This is a genomic window from Kitasatospora sp. NPDC051164 (assembly GCF_044455625.1).
GTDB lineage: Bacteria > Actinomycetota > Actinomycetes > Streptomycetales > Streptomycetaceae > Kitasatospora.
This window is the reverse complement of record NZ_JBITFB010000042.1, coordinates 1-21,200: the sequence shown is the minus strand read 5'-3', so window position 1 is coordinate 21,200 and position 21,200 is coordinate 1. Positions and strand designations below refer to the sequence as shown.

Here is a 21,200-nt window from a genome sequence, read left to right as displayed (position 1 = left end):
ACCCGTCCAATCCGTCATGGAGGAACACAGCCATGCAGTACCGCACCTTGGGCCGCACCGGTGTGCAGGTCAGCTCCCTCGCGCTCGGCGCGATGAACTTCGGCAGGATCGGGCACACCACCCAGGACGAGGCCACCGCCATCGTCGACGCCGCCCTCGATGCCGGGATCAACCTCATCGACACCGCCGACGTGTACGGCGGCGGCGAGTCGGAGGAGATGGTCGGCAGGGCCATCGCCGGCCGCCGCGACGACATCGTGCTGGCCACGAAAGCCGGCCTGCCCGTCAGCGAGGAGCGCAACCACCGGGGCGGCTCGCGCCGCTGGCTGGTCACCGCGCTGGACAACAGCCTGCGCCGCCTCGGCGTCGACCACGTCGATCTCTACCAGATCCACCGATGGGACCCGAGCACCGGCGACGAGGAGACCCTGTCCGCCCTGACCGACCTCCAACGCGCCGGGAAGATCCGCTACTTCGGCTCCTCGACCTTCCCCGCCTACCGCATCGTGCAGGCCCAGTGGGCCGCCCGCGAACACCACCTGAGCCGTTACGTCACCGAACAGCCCAGCTACTCGATCCTGCAGCGCGGGATCGAGACCCACGTACTGCCCGTGGCCGAGGAGTACGGCCTCGGCGTGCTGGCGTGGAGCCCGCTGGCCTCGGGCTGGCTGTCCGGCGCGATCCGCGAGGGCCGGGAGGTCACCACCAACCGCTCCACGCTCATGCCGCAGCGCTTCGACACCACCATCCCGTCCAACCGGGCCAGGCTCGACGCGGTCGAGCAGCTGGCCAAGATCGCCGACGACGCCGGTCTGACGATGATCCAGCTCGCGCTCGGCTTCGTGACCGCGCACCCCGCCGTCACCGGCGCGCTCATCGGTCCCCGCACACGGGAGCACCTGCGCGCGCAGCTCGCCGCCGCCGACACCGTGCTCTCCGCCGACGTGCTGGACGCAATCGACGCCATCGTGGCACCCGGTGTCGACCTCGCCGCACACGAGAAGTCCGACACCCCGCCCGCGCTGCTCGACCCGTCGCTGCGCCGCCGCTGACCTGCGCGGGCGCCCCGACGATCGTCGGGGCGCCCGCCGAGACTGCCGGAAGGCCGTGCCACCGCCCGTCACGGCCGCAGGGCGGGCCTACGGACGGATCAGCCCACGCCGACCTCGTTCGTCTGGGAGAGCGGGAAGCAAGCGGGAGTCTGCCTGGTCAGCGAGATCTCCAGGTTCCCGACGGTGCTCGGGTGGACCGCGCCCTTCGGGTCCTTGTCGAGCAGCAGCAGGCTCTCACCGGGCGGGATGGCGGCGGGGTGCAGGACCGCGATGCGCCCGTTGGCGGGATCCAGCGACATCACCGACTCCAGTCGGCTGCCGTCGGTGGCCACCGGGGTGTGGCAGGAGTCCGAGGGCGTCATGACCAGCGCGGGCACGCCCACCGAGCGCAGGGCGCCCTGGAGCCCGGACCAGTCGGCGCCGATCAGCTGGAAGGAGACGGTGCCGTCCTTGTTGGGGGTCACCGAGTAGGAGGCGGTGGTGAGCTGCACCGCGGTCGAGCCGCCGCCGTCCGTCCGGGAGGTGGCGGGGCCGGCCTGTGGCGCGGCGGTCCCGCCGGTGGAGCCGCTGTGCGGCACCAGGACGACCGCGGTGACCGCGGCGGCCAGCCCGAGGCCGGTCGCCACCAGCCTGCGGGTGTGGCGCGGCCGGATCCGAGCCGTGGCGCCGGTGGCGGGCAGCTCCGCGGCACGGGTGGCGAGTTCGGCGCCGAGCTGCTGCCGGAAGTGCAGGGGCGTGGTCACGAGGCGGCCTCCAGGAGTGCGTTCACGGACGTACTGGTGGTGCTGGACGTGCTGGTGGTCCTGGACGTGCCGGTAGCGCTGGACGTGCCGGTAGCGCCGGACGTGCCGGTAGCGCTGGACGTGCCGGTAGCGCCGCTGATGCCGGCGGTACTGGTGGCCTGCGGGGCGGCCTTCTGCAGAGCCTTGCGGGCTCGGTGCAGCCGCACCCGGGCGGTGGCCGCGCTGATGCCCAGCGCCTTGGCGGCCTCACGGACGGCCAGCCCGTCGACGGCCACCAGGTCCAGCACCGCGCGCAGCGGCTCGGACAGGGCGGCGTGCTGGGCAGCCAGCCTGCGGGCCTCGCGAGCCGCGTCGATGCGTCCCTCGATCGCGGACACGTCCTGCTCGTCCAGCATCCGCCGGCCGGCGATCCTGGCCACCGCGTTGAGCTCGCGGACACTCCCGCGGAAGTGCGCGGCGATCACGTTGCGGGAGATGCCGTACAGCCAGGCGACGGGCGCGCCGCGGCGGGCGTCGTAACTGTCGGCCTGCTCCAGCGCCGTCAGGAAGATGTCGGCCGTCAGATCGGCTGCCAGGTGCACGCTGTCGGTGCGCCGGGTGACGAAGCCGAGCACGGTGTCGAACTGCTGCTGGTAGAACACGGCGAACGCCGCCGGGTCACGCGAGGGTGGTGCTATCGGATGCTCCGCTGACACGGATGACTCCTTGGGACGACGAGCACTGCCTTACGTCTCTACTTGGCTCCGGCGCCCCGAACCGTTACACGCTGCCTTCCCACGGCCTGCCACGGCCTCCCGCAGCCTGGCACTGCTTCAGCCCGCCTGCCACCCACCCACCCCCCGCCCCGTCCGGCTGGTCTTCGGCCGGTACGGGCTGCTGAACGTCTTCACCTGCCCCGCCGGACCGGAACATCCGCACCGGTGGAGCATCCGGCAGGCACTGCCGGGAGACTTCGGGCGGCGCCCGTAGTCCCGAACCAGCCGCCGTCGAGGAGGTGTACGCGGGTCGTCTCGGCCGAACAGCCATGTGAGGGGGTGGGCGTCCACGTCCTCCAGTCGCGCTCCTGGGCATCGGGCAGGGATACCGGTGCGGAACTACTCGGAGCGCTGCTGCGCCGGGTCAGCGGCGAGTCGGCTGGCAGCGCTCGATGCGGTCGAGGTCGCCGGCGAGAAGGTCGCTGTGGCTGATGGTGAAGTCTCCGTTGAGCAGGGCATCTCCTCCGCCGTAGTGCTGGCCCACAACAGCGGTGGGCAGGAAGGAACGCAGGCTGTGGCGCATGTCCCCGGGGTAGTCAACAGGTTCGCCCCACTCGGAGGGAGCCTGGTCGGTGGAGAACAGGACCCAATGATCCACGGCGACGGCGGCGTCGAGGTCCGGGGCTGCTCCTGTGTGGCAGTCCAGCGCGGGCACGGTCAGCCGGTCGGGGTCGAGCGGCTCATACCACAGCAGCAGGGGCTTGGCGCGCTGTGCGTCAGCGTTGTCGAAGCAGCAGACGGCGATGGTGTGGTCGGGGAAGTGGTCGGCGTAGAAACGCATGAGGTCCGGGTTGAGGTCCGGCCGCCGGTGTGACGGCACCAGCTGCAGTGCGGCAGGGATCGCGGTGGGGTCAGCGGCCAGGAGCACTGTGTAGACGTCGTGCTCGAAGATCTTGACGGTCTCTGGCTTCCAGCTCATCCACGTGATCTCGTCGACCGCCACCGCGATGGGTCGAACGGCGGCCACCATGCGCTCAAGAACATCACCGCTGCGTCCGACGGAGAGGAAGTGCCCGGGGGTGAGCCGGCTGGTCGGCACGTGCAGCAGCATCGCGTTCGGGCCATCAGCGAGGTTGACGGCAGTGTTCTGGTAGCCCAGGACATGAACGAGACCGTGCAGCGGGTGGTGCTGCCGACCGCAATAGACGATCGTGCCGGAGAACGCGGCCTCACTGGTCGAGATGCACATGGTGGCACGGTAGCGCCCGGGTACGGGTGGGAAGCCAGAGGGTCTGCACGCGGACCGAACCGCCGGTGATCCGCTGATGAGCCGCCGATGAGCCGCCGATGAGCGGATCACCGGCGGGGTCGGCACCCCACGCGGTTCACGGCGCCGGATCCGGCGTCTGCCACGCCGCCATCTGCTCTCGGAACTTCGGGCATCTGACGATGTCCTCTTCGCTGCACCTGAGGGCGTGGGTCAGGAGCTGATGGGCGTGGTCGAGATCGACCATGCGCTGCTGGATCTCGGTGATCTTGGCGCGGATCATGGCCTCTCGGCGTGGCTGCTCCTGCTGGAACTCGCCGATCTCGGCCAGGCTCAGCCCGGCCTGCTGGCACGTGCGCAGGACCGTGATCCGTTCGGCGGCCTCGGGCGGGTAGCGCCGCTGCCCGCTTTCGCGCTCGGGCGTGGGCAGCAGGCCGTGGCGCTCCCAGTACCGGATGGCCGAAGCGGGCACTTTGGTGATCTCGGCGAGTCGGCCGATCGTCATGCGCATGTTCTGCTCCTCCTGCTCCTCGTCGATCGGGCACTTGACTTGAACCTTAGTTCAAGGAGAAGAGTGGCCGGCACGAGGACAGCGGCGAACAAGAGCCGCTGGCAACACACTTGGAGACACCGCCATGAGCGACAGGAATGTACGGAACGAACGGGCCGACCAGCTGGTGGAAGCCGCGGAGAAGCTCTTCGCGGCCGGGGTGATGTCCCACTCCGGGCACGCCAACCTGAGCGCCAGGCTCGACGGCGAGCGCCTCCTGCTGACACCGGGATTCGTCCGCGGCCTGAGGCCCGAACAGCTGGCGACCGTCGGCTTCGACGGGCAGGTCCTCGAAGGCGAGCTGCAGTCCGTCAGCGCCGAGATCATCGCCATGCACAGCGCCGTGTACCGGGCCCGCCCCCACGTGGGCGCGATCATCCACACGCACTCGCCCTCCGCGACCGCGTTCGCCGTGGCCCACCGGCCGCTGCCCTGCCGTACGGAGCCGATGCTGCGCTTCGGACAGGCCGAGGACGTCCCCGTGGTTCCCTGGGGACCGCGCGGATCGGACGTCTCCGTGCGCGGCATCGCCGACGTGCTGCAGCAGCGCCCGACGACGGCCGCCGTCCTGCTGGCCAACCACGGCCTCCTGGTGTTCGGCCCGGACTCGGCGGCCACCGCCCACCTCGTGGTGGCGATCGAGGAGAGCGCCCAAGCCGAGATCGCCGCCGCGGCGATCGGCGGGGCCGTCGACTTCCCCCCGGGCGCCCAGGAGGCCGTGCGCGCCGCGATCGCGCGGGTCGCGTCATGACGGACGACACCCTCGCCTCCCGCACGGAAGCCGTACGCGACCGCTACCGCTCCACCCTCGGCACCGTTCCCGGCGGGGTCCAGGACCGGCTGCGCCTGGCCCAGGAGTTCGGCCGGCTGCCGACCGAAGAGGCGATCGCGGCACTGCGCCACATCGTGCTGACCGACAGCCCGCTGGGAGCACGCGTCCAGCAACTCGTCCACTTCGGGCAGCTCCTGGCCCTCGGCCGCCCACACCCCGCTCGGATCCACGCCCAGGGCGCACTCCACGCCGGAGCCTGCATCGCCGATCTCATCGGCGTCGCCGAGACCGCACTCATCACCGCCGGCGTGCCGGCCTACGCACTCGGCACCGAGATCATCGCCGAACTCCTCCCCCACCCAGGCTCCGACGAAGAGCGACCGTCGGATCATGCGAGCGGCCCGGCCCGACTCTGACGAAGTTGCCGTCCTTCCGATCCTGCGGAGTGCCAGCACGCCAGCCCGGCTGACGGTCCACCAGGCCAGGCTGGCGTGAGCAGGTCATTTCTGACCCGCGATGTCTACTGACCGTTTACTACGTCTTTTATGTTCTCGGCATTGAATGCAGACACCGCTCAACGCGAAATCCACGACCGCCCGCAGCTATGAGCGTCTATCCGTCCGGACGAGCCATCAAAGAGCCGCCGTCCCGGTCCGCCAGAAGCCCGTCGCCCGCAGACGCCGGCCTGGCAGCATGTCGGGATGACTGAAGAGGTGCACAACCACAGCGAGGGTTCGCCTCGGAACGTGATCCAGGCGGGAAGCGTCCGCGACATCTATGTGGGCTCCGCCCCCGCTGGCGGACGGTCTGCCTCCGCTGTCAACGCCGAGAACGATGCGCTGGACGGGCTGGCCCGCGAGGTCCTGGACCAGTGGCGTGACGAGGCCAACGTCCGCGGTCTGCGAGAACGGGTTCCGATGGTGATTCCGTGGAAGCTGGACCAGGGACACCAGAGCGGGCCCGGCGAGGAGCACTCTGAGCGGGTCGGGCTCGAGGGTCTGGTCGACCGGGTCAAGACGCTCTCACTACACCAGTTGGTGATCACCGGGCCGGCCGGGGCAGGTAAGTCCTCCTTGGCTGTCCTTCTCGTCGTCGAGCTGCTGGAGGGCAGGGAGCCGGGTTCCGGGGAGGCCGTTCCGGTCGTCCTGTCGTTGTCAGGTTGGGAGCCCGAAGTCAGTCTCCAGGACTGGGTCATCAGGCGGATGAACGAGGACTACGGAGGACTCGTCCGAGGCTTCGACCAGTACGTGGTGAAGTCGCTGGTGCAGAACCGACGGATCGTTCCGGTGCTGGACGGCTTCGACGAACTACCCCCGCTGGCTCGCAAGGAGGCCGTGAAGGCGCTGAAACAAGCGTTCGGGACGAGAGATCCTCTGGTCCTGGCATCCAGACCAGAGGCCTACCAGGAGGCCGTCGACGCGGCGCCTTTCCTGCGAGGTGTTCCGGTGCTGCGCGCCTGCCCGGTCCCGCCCGAGGCCGGTAGGGCCTACCTCGCCCAGATGTGCCATCGGGACCGCATCGGATCCTGGCAGTCGCTCTTCGATGCGATGGAGAGCGACCCCGAAGGGCCGGTCGCCACCACCCTCTCCTCGCCCCTGATGCTCTGGCTCGCGGGGACGGTGTACGCGCCGAAGGACGCCGATCCTCGTGAGCTGCTCGACGCGACACGGCTGCCCACGCAGACCGACATCGAGGGCCATCTCCTGGACGGGCTGATTCCGGCCGTCTGCGCGCAGGGACCACGGCCGTCCTACCTCCCCGGACCGGTGCGCCGCTGGAGGTCCGGCAGCGCGCCCGCGTACTTCCGCTACCTGGCCGGCGAACTCCACCGCCGACGCACGCAGGACATCGCCTGGTGGCAGATGCGGAGCCCGCTGACCGAGCCTGGCGTCTGGGGCGCCGTCGTCATCATCGCCGTAGCCGTCTGCGGCACGTCTGCGAGCTATGCGATCGCGGGCCTGGCCGCCCTCCTGGGGGCTTCTCCCCCGCGGCCTGGGCTCGGGATCCCGGGCATGGGCCAGGTGCTCGGGGCCGTCGCCGCGGTCGCCATCATCGCCACGGCGTTCGGAAGGATCGTCACGCGGCACCTGTTCAGTGGCTTCGACGATCGCCCACGACGGCCGGCGCCCGGAATCAGTGGCCGCCTCCTCCTGGCAGTGTCGGCCGTCGCTACGGCAGCCGTCGGCGTGGCCCTGCCCGGCAGCATGACGGCGAACCTGTGCCTCTTCGCTCTTCCCCTGCTCGCCGGTGTGCTCCTGACCCGGTCGGCCGAGTCCGAGATCGCGGCCAAGCCGAGGCAGTTGCTGCGCGACGAGCGCAGGATCGCTCTGGTCGAATCCGCAGTGGTCGCGCCGACCATCGCGGGGACCTCACTGGCGATCTTCCACTGGCTCAACAGCGATCCACTGCTCATCGGCGGTGCTCTCCTCATCGGCTGGTCGTGCTCGGCCGCGGTGCTGATAGCCCTCAGCCGATGGGGCCGCTGGACCGCCACGCGCCTCATCCTGGCGGGGCGTCGGCATCTGCCACGGGACGTACTGGGCTTCCTCGAGGACGGCCACCAGCTGGGCGTGCTGCGACGGGTCGGCGGGATCTACCAGTTTCGGCACGCCGGGCTCAGAGAGCGGCTCGCGGGCGAGGCAGTCGGCGGGAGGCCCGGCAGTTCCGCAGGGCCACACGAGGTGGTGCTCAAGAGCAGTATGCGGAGCGTCGGGGTCCTGCGAGCTTTCACATTCGACCTGTTGGCGCTGATCTCCGTGTTCCTCCTGGTGGTCTCCCCGATGTCCACGGGCCCCGGCTTCCGTACCGACCTGCGCCAGACCTGGCTGCTACTGGTGCGGTGGTGGCCCTTACTGCTGGCTGTGCTCGGCGTCCTCGCCCTGGGGGCACTGGCCCTGCGGGCGGTGGCGACGCGGCTGCGCATCGACAGCGAGTGCGTGGAGCTCAACAACGGCCGCAGGCTACGGCTGCGGTGGGATGACGTGGCGGAGGTACGGGTGCTCAGGGTCCGATCCCGCAGGAACGTGGAGACCGGCTCCCCCACTCTGAACGTCTCGTACTGTCTCGCGATGAAGCCGGTGGCCGGACGGGAGACGCCGCGATCCCTCACGGACTCGGACGGCTGGGTGAGGGTGTGGGACCTGGGCTTCACCGAGGTGATGCCGCTCGACCTGGAGGTCGCGCTGTCCCGCTTCGCCGCCGATCGCTGGCGCCGTGACGTCTGAAAAAATCTGAGGCCGTCACGCGCCAGGAGTGCACCGGGCCCACCCCTGGAACCGAGGACGGCTGGAGGCCCCGGCTGTCCGCCCTGATCCTCCGCACGGTGCCCTGCGGCCACACTGGACACGAGAAATTTTCCGCGGAAAATCCGAGAGCCTGCTGATCCGCTCACGATCCGGCGCCGCCCATGGGACTGGTCGGTGCCGCAATGCCGATCTCCCTGACGGTCGCGGAGCAAGCGCAGTAGGTGGTGGCTGCCTAGGGCTGTTTGTCCGAATCCAGGACATCTGTCGGCAACGGTTGAAACGAGGGCCACGGACGGCGGATCAAAAGCGGGTCACTTCGTGATCTCTTGATCATCCTGACTTCACTGGTACGGGGGTCAGGAGGGAAGAGGTGATTGGGGTGGAGGACTGGGCTGAGATCCGTCGGCTGCATCGAGCCGAGGGGTTGTCGGCGCGGGCTGTGGCCCGGCAGTTGGGGATCTCCCGGGGCACGGTGGCGCGGGCTCTGGCCTCGGACCGGCCACCGGTCTACCAGCGTCCGTTGAAGGGCTCGGCGGTCGACGGGGTCGAGGACCGGATCCGCGAGCTGTTGCAGCAGACACCGACGATGCCGGCCACGGTGATCGCCGAGCGGATCGGTTGGGAGCGGGGGCTGTCGATCCTGCGGGAACGGGTGCGCGAGCTGCGGCCGGCCTATCTGCCAGTGGACCCGATCTCGCGCACGGTCTACGAGCCCGGTGAGGTGGCCCAATGCGATCTGTGGTTCCCGGCGGTGGACATCCCGCTCGGCTACGGCCAGAGCGGCCGCCCGCCGGTGTTGGTCATCGTCTCCGGATACTCCAGGATGATCACCGCCCGGATGCTGCCCTCACGGCGAACCGCCGACCTGATCGACGGCCACTGGCGGCTGCTGACCGGCTGGCAGGCCGTTCCGAGGACACTGGTCTGGGACAACGAGGCGGGCGTCGGCAGGGGCAGGCCGACCAGCGAGTTCGCCGCCCTCGCGGGACTGCTCGCCATCCGGCTGCTGTTTTGCCGGCCTCGCGATCCGGAGGCGAAGGGGTTGGTGGAGCGGGCCAACGGCTACCTGGAGACCGGCTTCCTGCCCGGGCGCCCGTTCACCGGGCCCGGCGACTTCAATGCCCAGCTGACCGCCTGGCTGCAGATCGCCAACCGGCGCCGGCACCGCATGATCGACGCCCGGCCCGTCGACCGGTGGGAGACGGACAGGGCGGCCATGCTCACGATCCCGCGGGTCGACCCGCCGGGCTGGTGGCCGCTTCGCACTCGGCTGGGCCGTGACCACTACATCCGCGTGGACACCAACGACTACTCCGTCCACCCCCGTGCGATCGGCCACCTCGTCACCGTCCGGGCGGACACCGAGCAGATCACCGTCACCTGCGGCGACGACGTGGTCGCCCGCCATGCCCGCTGCTGGGCCCGCCACCAGTCGATCACCGACCCCGAGCACGCCGCCGCGGCCCGGCATCTGCGCGATCGGGTCCACCAGCAGCGAGCCGCCCGCGCACGCACCGCGGCCCAGGCCCGGCTCCTGGCATCCGCCGGCCTCGGCATCGAGGTCGAACAGCGCGAGCTGGCCACCTACGACCGCGTCTTCACCCTCATCGAGGGCGGAGCCGGAAAGGAGGATCCCTGATGACCCCGACCACTGCCCCTGCCGACCAGAACAGCACCACCGCCGCAAGCAAGCGACCCACCGAGAGCCGGTCCGCCCGCACCGGCAGGCAGACCGCCGCCGACCTGGCTTTCCTCGCCCGCGCGATGAAGGCCCCCGCCCTGCTGGACGCCGCCGAGCGCCTGGCCGAACGCGCCCAGGCCGAGTCCTGGACCCACCTCGAATACCTCGTTGCCTGCCTGCAGAGAGAGGTCTCCGCCCGAGACAGCCACGGCGGCGAGGGCCGCATCCTCGCCGCCCGCTTCCCGGCGATCAAGACCATCGAGGAACTCGACCTCGCCCACCTGCGCGGTCTGACGCGCCAGCAGCTCGCCCATCTGGGCACACTGGACTTCATAGCCGCCCGGGAGAACGCGATCTTCCTGGGACCGCCGGGCACGGGCAAGACCCACCTGGCCACCGGGCTCGCCATCCGGGCCTGCCAGGCCGGCCACCGGGTCGCGTTCGCCACCGCCTCCCAGTGGGTCGACCGCCTGGCCGCCGCCCACCAGGCAGGCCGACTCCAGGACGAACTGATCAAGCTCGGCCGCTATCCACTGATCGTCGTCGATGAAGTGGGCTACATCCCATTCGAGCCGGAGGCGGCGAACCTGTTCTTCCAGCTGATCTCGAACAGATACGAACGAGCGAGCGTGATCGTCACCTCGAACAAGCCCTTCGGGCGCTGGGGAGAGGTCTTCGGCGACGAGACCGTCGCTGCCGCCATGATCGACCGGCTCGTCCACCACGCCGAGGTCCACTCCCTCAAGGGCGAGTCCTACCGCATGCGAGGACGCGAACTCGCACACGTCCCCACCGACGACAACGACTGACACACGCCATCCAGCGAGACTGCGACTGGCCCACACCTGAACCGTCGGGACCGGCCCGATTTCAACCGTTGCCGACAACATCGGCAGCGCGCCGGGAGGCGTTCGCGAGCGCCTCGAGACGGAAATCCGCTGTCCGACTACGTGCTGATGAGGTTGCCGCGCACCAAGAGCGCGGCCTCGTGGGTACCGCCCAGGCTGCGCTCACGTCGGCCTCCGCCCGTCGCCGTCCCGGTTCGAGCCAGGCCAGGAACTGCCGTGCCGCCTGCTCGGCATCGGACGTGGCGTTGCCGAGAAGCTCAGCCGACCGGCGCTCCGAAATTTTCCGCAGAAAATCCGGAGTCGTCAGGGGAGCGAACTTGTCCCCTGGCAGCCGACGCAACGGTGGCCGTCAAGCCGAGGCGACTGCGGGTCGGGGGCGCAGGATCTGTCGACCTCCGGACGAATTGGCACTGGCTCTGCTCGACGTCCGGGATTTTCCGCAGAAAATTCGCGAGGGCAGGGAGTCGGCTCCCCGAACCTGGGAGTGCCGGGAGTGCCAGGCAATCAGTGTCGCCGGCGCCCCTCGCCCAATGCTGTCAGCCATCGTGCCCGACTCCGCGAGGCGGGACCGTTGGCCGACTGGGGCGGATCGCGGCCCCTAACCTCAGCTACCCGAAGTCCCTTCAGAATTTTCTGCGGAAAATCAGTGGGTCAGTCCTGGCCATGGCTGCGAGCCCTCAGCATCCTCCGCGCACCCGGCATGTCCGACGCGGGACCACTTACGGCATGCGATCGGTGATCCCGCCGGAAGCCTCAGTCTCGTCTTCACTGGGCCAGTGCCCCTCGATGTGCAACTGGATGAGCGCGGCGTGGGAGAGCGGGCTGGTGGGATCGTTGACGTCCCCGTTGGTGGTGTAGTCCAGGAGTACGACGTTCTCCTTGCTCCTGAGCAGCTCGACCAGGTCGCCGACGCAGTGCTCGAGGATCCACCGGTAGGCCGGCAGGTAGATCCGGCGCCGAGCCGTTTCGTAGGGCAGCAGCCGCTCGCCGTGCAGACCGGCTCGGTGGCCTTGAACCGGGCCGTATCGGCTCACCGTCCGCTTCAGCCCCATCATCGTGGTGACCGCGAGCTTCGTGGGGTCGACATCGGACTCCTGGAAGACCTTGAGGGCTTGCCAGATTCCCTCCACCGACTGGCTGGTCACACCGTCGCTATAGGGGACCGGGATGCCGCCGTGAGGATAGAACGGGCTCAACCGCACCCACGGGTCCGGTCCCTTGGAGGTAACGTCGATGATCTCGGCACCGGGGAACGCAGCGGTCAGTGAGGCCATCGAACGACGACGGCTGGCAATTCGAATCGACACCTGGCGGCCCCCTTGCTGGATGACAACAGGCCCTCAGCATCCCTGACAGCACTGACATCTCGCCCTCCGTGCGCCGGATCGGCCACGGCCCTGGCACGGAAGTTTTCCGCAGAAAATTCCTGCCCACCAAGAGCCGCCTGGGCAGAGTGATCGTTCAACGCAGCCTGAGTCCCTGCCCGGCAGCCCGGAGCCCCACAGCAATGCAGCCACCAGGATCCGCAGGATTTTCCGCGGAAAATCGGAGGGCGGAACAGAAGGAATGACGCCCGGCTCCGGGAGCGAAATCGCGTCCCTCCAGCCCGGGCTGGGTCCCCCAGCGCATCCTGCGAGCGGTGTCAGCCGATGCCAAGAGTCGCAGACGTGAGATCACCGGAAGAGCTGGGCACGATCGACTGACCTCCCCTCGGACACGCCCACGACGATGGCAGCAACCTCCCGGGCTGGATACGCGCCGTGTACTCCGACGACCGGGACCAGGCCCCCGCACGACCGTGTTCATGTTCTTCTGTCAGGCACTGCACCAAGCGCCGGTGTCGTCGTCCGCCGTGGCAGCCGTCCCCTTCCGCGCACACACGGCGGTACACACCGTCCACGAGCGGGCGGCCTGCTCGCAGCTCCGGCCGGACTCGGCCTCCGTCCACCGCGGTCTCCGATCGACTCTCACGGACCCGGTGCCCGCCGTCCGCGCTGCCGCCGCCCTTGGCCCTGCTGGAACCGGCCGAGGCGTCGATGTCCTGCCACACGAGCCGTCGCGCTGGGACCTCGGCATCCTGCTCGTCGCCCTCTCCCCGTCGCTGCCGAGCACCACCCACCCCGACCCCGCGCTCGCCGGCGACCTCCTCCCCCACGTCCCCACCGCCACCCTCGCGGGCCACCGCGCCCAGACGATCTCGGTCACTCGGCGATCCACACCTCGTGACCGACCCTCCTGACCCGACCGCCGCGAGGCACTGGCCGCGCTCGCCGGCCGTACCCTCGCTCCCCCACACCGATACCAATGCCTCGCCCTACGGCAGCCCACCCGTTCCGGCCCGGGCCGGAACGGGCTCTACGCCAAGCTTCTCCCCCGAGGACGCCACACCCCTCCGCCCGACCTCACACACCTACTTCGGCACCACCCCACCCAGACCCTCATCCACCGCTTCGCCGACTGAGCCTTCCAGGACGCCGAAGTCCTCGTCCTCCTGCGGAGGTCCGGACACCGCCCTGCGCCTGCTGGAGCTCCAGCTCGCGGACAGCGCACAGCGCCTGGACGAGCAGCTGCGCAAGACGGCACGTCGCATGCTCGCCTGACGTCGCCGACGGAGGACGCCAGCTCCAGCCGGGGAGTGGGTAAGGGGCTCGGAGTCGAGTACGGCTACTCATGAACCGGCCGAACCGGGCCGCGCACGCAACGAACTCTGCGGCTCGGCTCTTCAGCAGGGGCGGTCGCGGGAGAGCCGGATCACCTGGCGTACCTCTCGCTCCCGGTCCGCGTCCGCCCGGCGTGACAACAGTCCGCACGGAGAATTTTCTGCAGAAAATCCGAAGCCCGGCGGAGACGGACTCTGACGAAGGGGGCTGATGCCACCTGTGGGAGGTTGCCGACGATGCCGAATGGGCTCATGGGAACTACCCGTCGTTCGTGAGCGTGGTGCCGTTGCGCTTCGGCATGCGCCACCAGCAGACGGTGGCCGCCAGCTGTGACGCTCTACTACCGGGAACCGGCACCCTGGCCTGTGTGGCTGTCAACGCCCTGCAGAGTCCGCAGATATGGCTGGACACCCTGCGGTTGGTCCGGCAGGTACGGCCCGAGCTCACCCACCGGCTCTTCGGCTACGTGACCGGGCAGGGCCACGGGCACGACGCGCGACTGCGTTCCGAGCAGCGAGTGGAGCGTCCGCTGACGATCTGAGACGTAGCCGGACCCGAGTTCGGCTGAGCCTGCGACGTGATCAAGAGTGTCCGGCCGGGAGGCCGAACTCGGCCGGACACGGCGGACGCTCGATCCCTGGCGTCCGGATCAATCCGGACAGCTACGCCTGACCGTCCGACACGTACTACCCCGCCAGTTCCGCCAGCCATGGGTGACCGGGGTGCACACGCTTCAGCCACCCGCTGAGGATGTCCCGCCGTGCCGGGCTCAACAGCGGCAGGACGCCGTCGAAGTCCGCCTGATCCTTGGACCGCGCCGCCTTCGCCTTGAGCAGCAGCACCAGCTCCGGCACCAGGTAGGGGATCCCCTCGGCTGTCCACTCGATGATCGTTTCGTACGGCAGCCGCAGACTCTCGTCCCGTCGGCAGATCCAGGTCCCGCCCTCGTGCGGCTCGCGGAAGACGTCGAACAGGAACTGATCGGTTGCCGGATCCCGCACCCAGGTCTGGTGCGTGGCCGCCAGCGCCTCGGCTCCCGCAGCCGGCCAGACCCGCCCCGAACCTGCCGCGTCAAACACGTACTCGGGGAAGCGGTCCCGAATCTCCGGGTATCCCGCCGCCGGCACCGCAATCTCCAGATCGCCGTGTGGCCTCGATTGCCTCCCGCGGAACAGGTCCAGCGCCCAACCTGCTGCGACACACCAGGTCACGCTGACCCCGTCCAAGCGCTTCGCGATCTGTTCCGGCCGCCATGCGTCCGCCCATCTGGCATCCAGTTCATCCGCATCGAGCACAACGCCACCGGGCGGCAGTGAGTCGGTCATCGTGACAACCTACTGCCGGCCACGGTCCAATGGCGCAGGAAACCGGTCCAGCGAGCCGGACAAGCCAGGCTTCCCCGGCTCCGATTTTCCGCAGAAAATCCGGGTCCGCCAGAGCTGCTTACGAGGGCGGGTGTCCGACGGCGCGACAACGTGCTGCAGACAGTCCGAACCGCTGAGCCGTCCACGGATCTCCGAGCTCGGAATTTTCTGCGGAAAATCCGGAGGCCGCTGCCATGGCCGGGCGCGCCCGCTCCGGCAGGGTCAGCGGTGCAGAACGTCCCCCTCTCCGAGCCGCCGCGGTGCTCCCGGACCAGGATCTGCCCCGTCCCGAGAGGCACAAGGCAGTCCGCGTCACGCGGATTCAGATCAGCGAGATCTGCGGGAAACGGGAAGCCGGTCCCGACGTGCGCCGGGTCGAAGGCCAGGCTCCCCCACACACCACTGCCGCAGTCCGACAGCCGGAACTCATCGACGCCGGCAAGCGCTCGGGGTCCTGTCGGCGCACAGCGGGCAAGCAAGCCTCCGGCCACCCAACCGGTGATATGAGGGTGACCGCCAGCCGGAGGCGGCGGCCTCGGCTGACAGGTGAAGGGACCTCTGCGACGGTGCCACGCCATGGGGGGGACGGCTCGCTCGTCCGCCTGGGCGGTCACCTGAGAGATACCCCGAGGGATCGGAAAAGGAGAAGTTCTTGGGCGGCGCTCAGCTGTGTCGTGCTCGGGGGAGCTGCCAGTTGCCGCCGCGCTCCTCCTTCGACCAGCGCGCGACGAGGTCGGGGACGTGCAGGAAACAGGCCAGTGCGGTGACCGCCTGGAAGGCGTCGATAGCGTGCTGGGTCATCGGCATGCATAGGCGCAGGAGTCGCGGATTGACCTCGGCCTGGATTTGGTTGACGAAGGGCCGCAGCACCGTGTCGTAGTTCGCCAGTGCGGTCGGCAGATCGTCCGGGTGCCGATTGATCTCGTCGGCCAGGACGAAGGCGCCGACCAAGCCGCCGGAGATTCCCATGCCGCTGTAGGGGGACGCACAGTGCGCGGCGTCCCCGGCCAGGACCACGCGGCCCTTGGACCAGGTGTCGATGCGCACCTGGGCGATCTCCTGGGAGTAGAAGAAGGGGCTGGTCTTCATGCCCTCGATGAAGCGCTCGGTCTGCCATCCGGCGTCGCGGAACCTGCTCGCCCAGAACTCCTGCTGACGTTCGACGGGTTCCCGGTGGATCGCTGAGGCTTCCTCGGATTCTTCTCGCATCACGAAGTAGACCTGGGTCTCGGTCGGATTGTGGCTGCGGCGCATGATCTGACGGCCGCCCGGAACCATATAGGTGTTCCGGATGTTGCTGTCGGAATCGGTGCGCGGGACGAACCAGTACGCCATGTGGATGCCGACCCGCCAGTACGGGTCGAAGCCCTCGGGGAGGATCGCCCGGCGGATGCGTGATCCCTGTCCGTCGGCGCCGACCAGGAGGTCGAACTCGCCGGACGACCCGTCGGAGAAGTGCGCGACGACCTTGTGGTCGTCCTGCTCGAAAACGTCCACGGTCTTGCCGAAGACGTACTCGGCGTCGTGCTTGGTCGCATCGTTGAGGATGCGTACCAGGTCGCCGCGCATGATCTCGTACTCGGAGGTCAGTGTCTGGCGGCCCTGCCCGGAGGTGTTGGCCATGATCGTCGCTTTGGCCTTGCCGCGGGCGTCGACGAAGGCGACGCCCTTCTCGTCCACGAGCTTGCCCCGGACGTCGTCGAGGAGTCCCATGCGGCGGACGGCCTCGATGCCCTGACCCCGGAGGTCGACCTGGGCGCCGGCGGCCCGCAGCGCGGGGGAGCGTTCGACGACGGTCACCCGGTGGCCGCCCCGCGTCAGCCAGAAGGCCAGCGCCTGCCCCGCGACTCCGCCGCCGGCGATGAGGACTCGCAAGGATCGCGTTCCCGAATCCTGAGTCATGTCCACCACTTCAAAATCTATCAGTGAATGATTCCCTTTTCAGAGTCATCTATCAGCGATAGATTGTCAACGTGACGAAGCTGAACCGTGAGACCGTGGTCGCCGAGGCGCTCAACCTGCTCGACGAGGTCGGCCTGGATGCCGTCAGCACACGGCAACTGGCGAAGCGACTGGGCGTCGAGCAGCCGTCGCTGTACTGGTACTTCCGCACCAAGAAGGACCTCCTGGGCGCCATGGCGCAGGCCGCGATGGCGCCCCATGCGAACGCACCGCTGCCGACGCCTGAGGACGACTGGCGCGAATGGTTCCTGGAGAACACCCGCAGCTTCAGGCGCACCCTGCTGATGCGCCGCGACGGCGCCCGCCTCCATGCCGGCTCCACGCCCACCGCAGACCTCGACCGGATCCGCCGGAAGATGTCCTTCCTCGTCGACTCCGGCGTGCCCGAGCACGACGCACAAATGGCGATGCTGACGGCCAGCCGCTTCACGGTCGGCAGCGTCCTGGAAGAACAGGCCGACTCCGGCCCCGGCGACGGCCCGGACCTACCGGCCGACATGCCACTAATCGATCCCGAATCAGCGTTCGAGGCAGGACTTTCCCTCATCGTGGACGGCTTGACCCCGCGCATCACGGCATAGAAGCCGGACCTGTCTGCCGCGTCCTGCCCGCGCGAGCCCGCCGTACCACCGCGGGCTCGCGTGTGGACCATCACCACACACGGATCATCACGGAAACCGCTCCGAGGCCCCCGGTACTCCAGCTGGAACGTGTTGTCCTCACGCATCCAGACCTGGACATACCAGGGCGCCGGGGTCCTCATCGAGGCGCTCAAGAATCAAGGAACCGCCACGTTGAAGGTTGGCCACCGTCGAGCTGATCGCTGACTTCCACGGGGGCTCGACCAGCACCACCGCGCCACTTCTCATCACGAGCATCCCGAGATCGACAAGCATCCCGAGATCGTCCCCCACCCCCTGACAACCCGTAGTCCGTACGGCCCGTAGTCCGCACGGCCGAACCAGGAATCGAGTGAGTCCGCGTGATGCGGCTTCCTCTCCTTGGGCGGCCGGTTGGACAGCCTGGACACGGTGATGCCGACCGTCCAGGGCCACCGAATTTTCCGCGGAAAATCGTCCGGCCAAAACCTCGAACGATCCCGGTAGACGACGTGGGAGTGGGCCCGGGGAAGCAACCCCAGGGCGTCCAACGCCGAGCACAGCATGGTTCGCTCCGCTGCTCGGAACCGGGCGAGCGCAGGCCAGACACCACTGGGTCGGCAACAGACCAGCCAGTACCGTACGGGGACGATCTTCGGGGGCGATCTGGTGCCGCCGATACTGCTGGTAGGCGTGGATGGGCCGTTGATACCGAATGCGGCGAAGCCATACCGGCGTCCCGAAGGCTACGAGTCGCACCCCTGATGACCCCACGGTGCCTCGTCGAACGCGGCGCCCGAGGTCGCGGCGACCGCCGGCCGGGGCCTGCAATCTGTGCCGTGCCGACGCATGGTCGGTGGCGCTGTCATTCATGACGGTGGTGCTCTTCCTGATCGCGGCCCGCGCGGATTCCCGCGCCGACCGAGTGGGGTGTTCGTGCTGTCATGGGGGGGGTCGGATAGCTTGCCTGGATGACTGCCATGGACCCGCTGGTGCCCATCCTCGCCGGGCTGGTCATCGACACCGTCTGGTTCCTCGACAGCTGCGAGGACGACGAGGTGGACCCCGACTCCGCGGTGAAGATGATGGAGAGCGTGGCCGGAGTGCTGCAGCAACTTCCGCACGACCAACGCGACCGGTTCCTACGGACGCTCACGAATCTCGCCGAAGCCGAGCCGGACCTGCAGCGGCGGGAGTTCCTGGAGTCGTTCCCCTCCGCCTGCGGCTTGGTCGCAGACGAGGTCTGAACCTGGTCGGCTCGAGCCAGCCGCGGCTCCGTTCGCCCCGAACCCGGACCAGGCGGAGGTGCCCGGCTGCTGGCTGGGTGTCTCGCTGCGGCGTGCTCGCCCTAGTGGCCCAGGATCGACAGGAGGTCTCCCTCGGCGAAGCGGCCCAGAGTCGCCGCCATACCGAGCGCTCGGTCGACGTCGGCGCTGCAGTTCCGTATGGCCAGCGCGGTGGCGTTGGCCATCTTCGCCCGGATCCGGTGGGTGTCAGCCCCCGCGACCTCGATCAGTCACGCCGCTCCCGGGCCGACGGCCAGGAACTGAGCCGCGGCCGGGTTGGTCGGCTTCGGCGTGTGCTCGCCGCGCGGGGCGCCAGGGTGGTGCTCGTCGGCGATCCGCGGGTTGCCCGGGGTGGGTCGGGCATGGCGGGCAACCTGGGCCACGCTGCCCCGCGACCACGGCGGTCACGGTCAGGTCGTCACCGTGAAATCGGACCCGGACGCTGTCGTGGACGAGCTTGTGCGGCACCGAGTAGCGCACTGAGTTGACCGAGATTGTGGAGTCCTTGCCAACCCGCCGGCTTTCGCCAGACGCGGCGGTGAACGGCTGCTCGGACACCGGCGGCAGCCGCAGTTGCTCCTCGGCCAGCAGCTCGGCTGGGATCCGGCGGGTCTCGCGGTAGACCCGGCCGTGACCTCGGGCATGAAGGTCTCGCAGGGCTTCCTGCGGCTCGGCGAAGTCGCCGTACCCGCCTCTCAGGTTCACCGCGGTGGGCACCACGTCCCGTCCCGCTTGGCGATCCGAACCGTCGATTTCTGACTGCTGGTCAATGTGTCCGGGGCCCACGCCATTCGCTGTCCGAAGGCACAGCGTCCGGCCAGGCGAAGCGCAGTTCGCCGTCCATCGCGGCAGCCAGCCACTGGGCCAGGTTGACGCCCTGGGGCCGGCAGTCACCCTCGGCGTTGGACCACATCGCGCCGTCCGGGTCGCGGAAGTCGATCATCGACCACATCGTGCAGCCCCAGTCGTAGAGCGGCACCACTCCGGCAGGCACTCCACCGATGGGGCCCGGTCCGTCCTCATAGGACTCCGCGATGTGCTCGTCCCGCTGCCCCACGTCGACCGGCAGTACCCCGTCCAGGGGGCCGAAGCCGCCGTTGGACACCTCGGTGTACAGGCGCCGCAGAAGCGGGGGACAGGCGAATCCGATGACATGTTCCGCCTCGGCAACCGCCTCGTGCGGGGCGGGCGGGGGAGCCTGCCGGTCTCGTGCGACCCTCCGGCAGGCTTCGACGATCTCGTCATCGGTCACCGGGGGATCGTAGTGGCCGGATCGGACAGCCAAAGCCCGTCACTCCGCGACGGACTCCCGGGGGGCAGGATAGGCCGCCGCGCTGTCGCAGATGCCCAGCACCGGAACCTCGGTGCCGCCGCTTCACAGGCTCTGCTTCTCCCACCTGACCGGCAACCTGATTCAGCCACCGCAGACCCTCCGAGGCGGTAGTCCCAGCGCATCGACGAGGGTGACGTCTGTTGCTTCCAAGCGACGCACGTCGAGTCGCTTGAAGCCTGGGTCGTCGAGCTGAGCAAGGCGCTCCCAGCCCCGCGTCGTGGGCCGGGACGGGGCACGAGGGCGCCGTCATGCCGGGGGTGGTCGTGGTCGTCACCGTCGCGCACGGCCCGGACGTGGAGAAGCCGCCGTACGTGTTGGTTGGCCCGGACCAGGGTGCCGTTCTCGCCGATGTGGCGGTTCGTCGCGCGCGGCGCCGAGGGGGTGGACGCCCTCGGGCGCGGGCAGGCCCCCGGCTAGGCTAAAGCCGCACGTCAATGGCCGTGAGCGGCGGCCGGGGAAGGTTATGGGCAGTGGAGACGATGGGCGAGCTGGAGGAGCTACGGGCGCGGGTGGCGGCGCTGGAGGCGGAGGTCGGGCGTCTGCGCGAGGAGTCTGCGGCAACGCACACGAAGACGAGGCCTGCGAAGACGAGGCGCGCGACGACGACAACGTCGCCGGCAGAGACAGCGACGACAGTGACGACCGCGACATCAACGGCGACAACGGCGCCCGGCCGGGACGGTACGGAGGCCCGCTCCACTGCGGCTGACGGCTCCTCCGCGAACGACCGCACCCGGGTGCCGGAGACCGTCTCCACGGACCGGATCGAGCCGCGCCAGTCGATGACCTGCCTCGCCGACGCCGTCGGCGTCATGGTCTCCGAGCAGGCCGAGCAGACCCGCGAGCAGACCCGCGAGCAAAGCCCCGAGCAGGACCCCGAGCAGACCCGGGTGCTGCGGGCCCACGCCCGGACTCCGGAAAGCCGGAGCAGCACGCTCGTCCAGCACAGCCGGTTCCTGGAGAGCCTCCTGGCAGGCCAGGCGGTCCTCCAGGAGGAACGGCGCCCGGAGGGCCGCTGAGCACCACGGCGGTGGGGGGGGGGGGGGCGAAACGCCCCCCCCCCCCCCCCCCCGCCCCGGCGGGGGGGGGGGGGTGGGGGATAACCAAAACCAGGCAAGCCGGGGGGGGCGGGGGGCGCGCCGG

The 21,200-nt window shown here is 69.4% G+C and carries 21 protein-coding genes and 1 pseudogene; 11 read left to right on the top strand and 11 right to left on the bottom strand.

The annotated features are described in order from the left end of the window. The first annotated feature begins 32 nt into the window (after positions 1 to 32). Positions 33 to 1,052 (top strand): aldo/keto reductase, encoded by a 1,020-nt coding sequence (locus tag ACIBEC_RS40850; RefSeq protein ID WP_360503714.1) that lies wholly within the window; start codon positions 33 to 35, stop codon positions 1,050 to 1,052. A 98-nt stretch (positions 1,053 to 1,150) separates the two neighbouring features. Here the strand turns inward: ACIBEC_RS40850 and ACIBEC_RS40845 are convergent, their stop codons facing one another. From ACIBEC_RS40845 to ACIBEC_RS40830, 4 genes are all read right to left on the bottom strand, one after another. Continuing rightward, complete coding sequence (locus tag ACIBEC_RS40845; RefSeq protein ID WP_360503716.1) at positions 1,151 to 1,795, bottom strand: hypothetical protein; 645 nt, start codon at positions 1,793 to 1,795, stop codon at positions 1,151 to 1,153. Further along, on the bottom strand, positions 1,792 to 2,490 hold the full coding sequence (locus ACIBEC_RS40840; RefSeq protein WP_360503718.1) for an RNA polymerase sigma factor: 699 nt from the start codon (positions 2,488 to 2,490) through the stop codon (positions 1,792 to 1,794). Before ACIBEC_RS40840 ends, ACIBEC_RS40845 begins: the two co-directional genes overlap by 4 nt. Positions 2,491 to 2,914: 424 nt before the next feature. Further along, complete coding sequence (locus ACIBEC_RS40835; RefSeq protein WP_360503720.1) at positions 2,915 to 3,739, bottom strand: hypothetical protein; 825 nt, start codon at positions 3,737 to 3,739, stop codon at positions 2,915 to 2,917. Between the two features lie 136 nt (positions 3,740 to 3,875). Further along, positions 3,876 to 4,268 (bottom strand): MerR family transcriptional regulator, encoded by a 393-nt coding sequence (locus ACIBEC_RS40830; protein WP_360503721.1) that lies wholly within the window; start codon positions 4,266 to 4,268, stop codon positions 3,876 to 3,878. A gap of 124 nt (positions 4,269 to 4,392) precedes the next feature. On the opposite strand from ACIBEC_RS40830, the gene ACIBEC_RS40825 reads away from it, so the two are divergent. The 5 genes from ACIBEC_RS40825 to istB all read left to right on the top strand — a co-directional run bounded on the left by ACIBEC_RS40825 (position 4,393) and on the right by istB (position 10,814). Beyond that, on the top strand, positions 4,393 to 5,058 hold the full coding sequence (locus tag ACIBEC_RS40825) for a class II aldolase/adducin family protein (protein ID WP_360503724.1): 666 nt from the start codon (positions 4,393 to 4,395) through the stop codon (positions 5,056 to 5,058). Further along, a complete protein-coding gene (locus ACIBEC_RS40820; protein WP_360503727.1) occupies positions 5,055 to 5,495 on the top strand; it encodes a carboxymuconolactone decarboxylase family protein in 441 nt (146 codons plus the stop codon). Before ACIBEC_RS40825 ends, ACIBEC_RS40820 begins: the two co-directional genes overlap by 4 nt. A gap of 285 nt (positions 5,496 to 5,780) precedes the next feature. Then, positions 5,781 to 8,303: an NACHT domain-containing protein gene (locus tag ACIBEC_RS40815; protein WP_360503729.1), complete on the top strand. Its 2,523-nt coding sequence runs from the start codon at positions 5,781 to 5,783 to the stop codon at positions 8,301 to 8,303. Positions 8,304 to 8,694: 391 nt separating this feature from the next. Beyond that, the gene (istA, locus tag ACIBEC_RS40810; RefSeq protein WP_360503732.1) at positions 8,695 to 9,963 is read left to right on the top strand and encodes an IS21 family transposase; all 1,269 of its coding nucleotides are present in this window, start codon (positions 8,695 to 8,697) and stop codon (positions 9,961 to 9,963) included. Then, positions 9,963 to 10,814 (top strand): IS21-like element helper ATPase IstB, encoded by an 852-nt coding sequence (gene istB, locus ACIBEC_RS40805; protein ID WP_360503735.1) that lies wholly within the window; start codon positions 9,963 to 9,965, stop codon positions 10,812 to 10,814. The genes istA and istB overlap by 1 nt, the downstream gene beginning before the upstream one ends. Before the next feature lie 758 nt (positions 10,815 to 11,572). Here istB and ACIBEC_RS40800 read toward each other — a convergent pair. Continuing rightward, entirely contained in the window at positions 11,573 to 12,160 is a 588-nt protein-coding gene (locus tag ACIBEC_RS40800) for a DUF6939 family protein (protein WP_360503738.1), read from the bottom strand. A 530-nt stretch (positions 12,161 to 12,690) separates the two neighbouring features. Here ACIBEC_RS40800 and ACIBEC_RS40795 point away from each other — a divergent pair. Together ACIBEC_RS40795 and ACIBEC_RS40790 are read left to right on the top strand one after the other, a co-directional pair. Next, entirely contained in the window at positions 12,691 to 13,092 is a 402-nt protein-coding gene (locus tag ACIBEC_RS40795) for a hypothetical protein (RefSeq protein ID WP_396290211.1), read from the top strand. Between the two features lie 692 nt (positions 13,093 to 13,784). Continuing rightward, the gene (locus ACIBEC_RS40790; RefSeq protein ID WP_360503744.1) at positions 13,785 to 14,054 is read left to right on the top strand and encodes a hypothetical protein; all 270 of its coding nucleotides are present in this window, start codon (positions 13,785 to 13,787) and stop codon (positions 14,052 to 14,054) included. Between the two features lie 145 nt (positions 14,055 to 14,199). Here ACIBEC_RS40790 and ACIBEC_RS40785 read toward each other — a convergent pair whose 3' ends face one another. After that, positions 14,200 to 14,838 carry a nucleotidyltransferase domain-containing protein gene (locus ACIBEC_RS40785; protein WP_360503746.1) on the bottom strand — a complete coding sequence of 213 codons (639 nt, stop codon included), beginning with the start codon at positions 14,836 to 14,838 and terminating at the stop codon, positions 14,200 to 14,202. A 702-nt stretch (positions 14,839 to 15,540) separates the two neighbouring features. Continuing rightward, on the bottom strand, positions 15,541 to 16,752 hold the full coding sequence (locus ACIBEC_RS40780; RefSeq protein WP_360503749.1) for an FAD-dependent monooxygenase: 1,212 nt from the start codon (positions 16,750 to 16,752) through the stop codon (positions 15,541 to 15,543). 98 nt (positions 16,753 to 16,850) lie between these two features. On the opposite strand from ACIBEC_RS40780, the gene ACIBEC_RS40775 reads away from it, so the two are divergent. Continuing rightward, positions 16,851 to 17,420: a TetR/AcrR family transcriptional regulator C-terminal domain-containing protein gene (locus ACIBEC_RS40775; protein ID WP_360503752.1), complete on the top strand. Its 570-nt coding sequence runs from the start codon at positions 16,851 to 16,853 to the stop codon at positions 17,418 to 17,420. Between the two features lie 138 nt (positions 17,421 to 17,558). Here ACIBEC_RS40775 and ACIBEC_RS40770 read toward each other — a convergent pair whose 3' ends face one another. Next, on the bottom strand, positions 17,559 to 17,735 hold the full coding sequence (locus ACIBEC_RS40770) for a hypothetical protein (protein WP_360503755.1): 177 nt from the start codon (positions 17,733 to 17,735) through the stop codon (positions 17,559 to 17,561). Positions 17,736 to 18,409: 674 nt separating this feature from the next. Between ACIBEC_RS40770 and ACIBEC_RS40765 the strand changes: the two genes are divergently transcribed. Continuing rightward, entirely contained in the window at positions 18,410 to 18,685 is a 276-nt protein-coding gene (locus ACIBEC_RS40765; RefSeq protein WP_360503758.1) for a hypothetical protein, read from the top strand. Between the two features lie 269 nt (positions 18,686 to 18,954). Here the strand turns inward: ACIBEC_RS40765 and ACIBEC_RS40760 are convergent, their stop codons facing one another. From ACIBEC_RS40760 to ACIBEC_RS40750, 3 genes and pseudogenes are all read right to left on the bottom strand, one after another. After that, positions 18,955 to 19,107, bottom strand: a complete 153-nt coding sequence (locus ACIBEC_RS40760; protein WP_396290237.1) for a hypothetical protein — start codon at positions 19,105 to 19,107, stop codon at positions 18,955 to 18,957. Positions 19,108 to 19,138: 31 nt separating this feature from the next. After that, a pseudogene (locus ACIBEC_RS40755) lies at positions 19,139 to 19,282 on the bottom strand (Mu transposase domain-containing protein); the annotation flags it as partial. A gap of 208 nt (positions 19,283 to 19,490) precedes the next feature. Beyond that, a complete protein-coding gene (locus ACIBEC_RS40750) occupies positions 19,491 to 19,976 on the bottom strand; it encodes a hypothetical protein (RefSeq protein ID WP_360503760.1) in 486 nt (161 codons plus the stop codon). A 716-nt stretch (positions 19,977 to 20,692) separates the two neighbouring features. On the opposite strand from ACIBEC_RS40750, the gene ACIBEC_RS40745 reads away from it, so the two are divergent. Then, complete coding sequence (locus tag ACIBEC_RS40745; RefSeq protein ID WP_360503763.1) at positions 20,693 to 21,076, top strand: hypothetical protein; 384 nt, start codon at positions 20,693 to 20,695, stop codon at positions 21,074 to 21,076. Positions 21,077 to 21,200: the final 124 nt, after the last annotated feature.

Excerpts from the sequence above, each read along its gene's own strand:
- ACIBEC_RS40815 (WP_360503729.1), top strand. The coding sequence starts at position 5,781 with ATGACTGAAGAGGTGCACAACCACAGCGAGGGTTCGCCTCGGAACGTG.
- ACIBEC_RS40770 (WP_360503755.1), bottom strand. The coding sequence starts at position 17,735 with ATGCTTGTCGATCTCGGGATGCTCGTGATGAGAAGTGGCGCGGTGGTG.
- ACIBEC_RS40835 (WP_360503720.1), bottom strand. The coding sequence starts at position 3,739 with ATGTGCATCTCGACCAGTGAGGCCGCGTTCTCCGGCACGATCGTCTAT.
- ACIBEC_RS40785 (WP_360503746.1), bottom strand. The coding sequence starts at position 14,838 with ATGACCGACTCACTGCCGCCCGGTGGCGTTGTGCTCGATGCGGATGAA.
- ACIBEC_RS40820 (WP_360503727.1), top strand. The coding sequence starts at position 5,055 with ATGACGGACGACACCCTCGCCTCCCGCACGGAAGCCGTACGCGACCGC.
- istB (WP_360503735.1), top strand. The coding sequence starts at position 9,963 with ATGACCCCGACCACTGCCCCTGCCGACCAGAACAGCACCACCGCCGCA.
- ACIBEC_RS40830 (WP_360503721.1), bottom strand. The coding sequence starts at position 4,268 with ATGCGCATGACGATCGGCCGACTCGCCGAGATCACCAAAGTGCCCGCT.
- ACIBEC_RS40850 (WP_360503714.1), top strand. The coding sequence starts at position 33 with ATGCAGTACCGCACCTTGGGCCGCACCGGTGTGCAGGTCAGCTCCCTC.
- ACIBEC_RS40825 (WP_360503724.1), top strand. The coding sequence starts at position 4,393 with ATGAGCGACAGGAATGTACGGAACGAACGGGCCGACCAGCTGGTGGAA.
- ACIBEC_RS40765 (WP_360503758.1), top strand. The coding sequence starts at position 18,410 with ATGACTGCCATGGACCCGCTGGTGCCCATCCTCGCCGGGCTGGTCATC.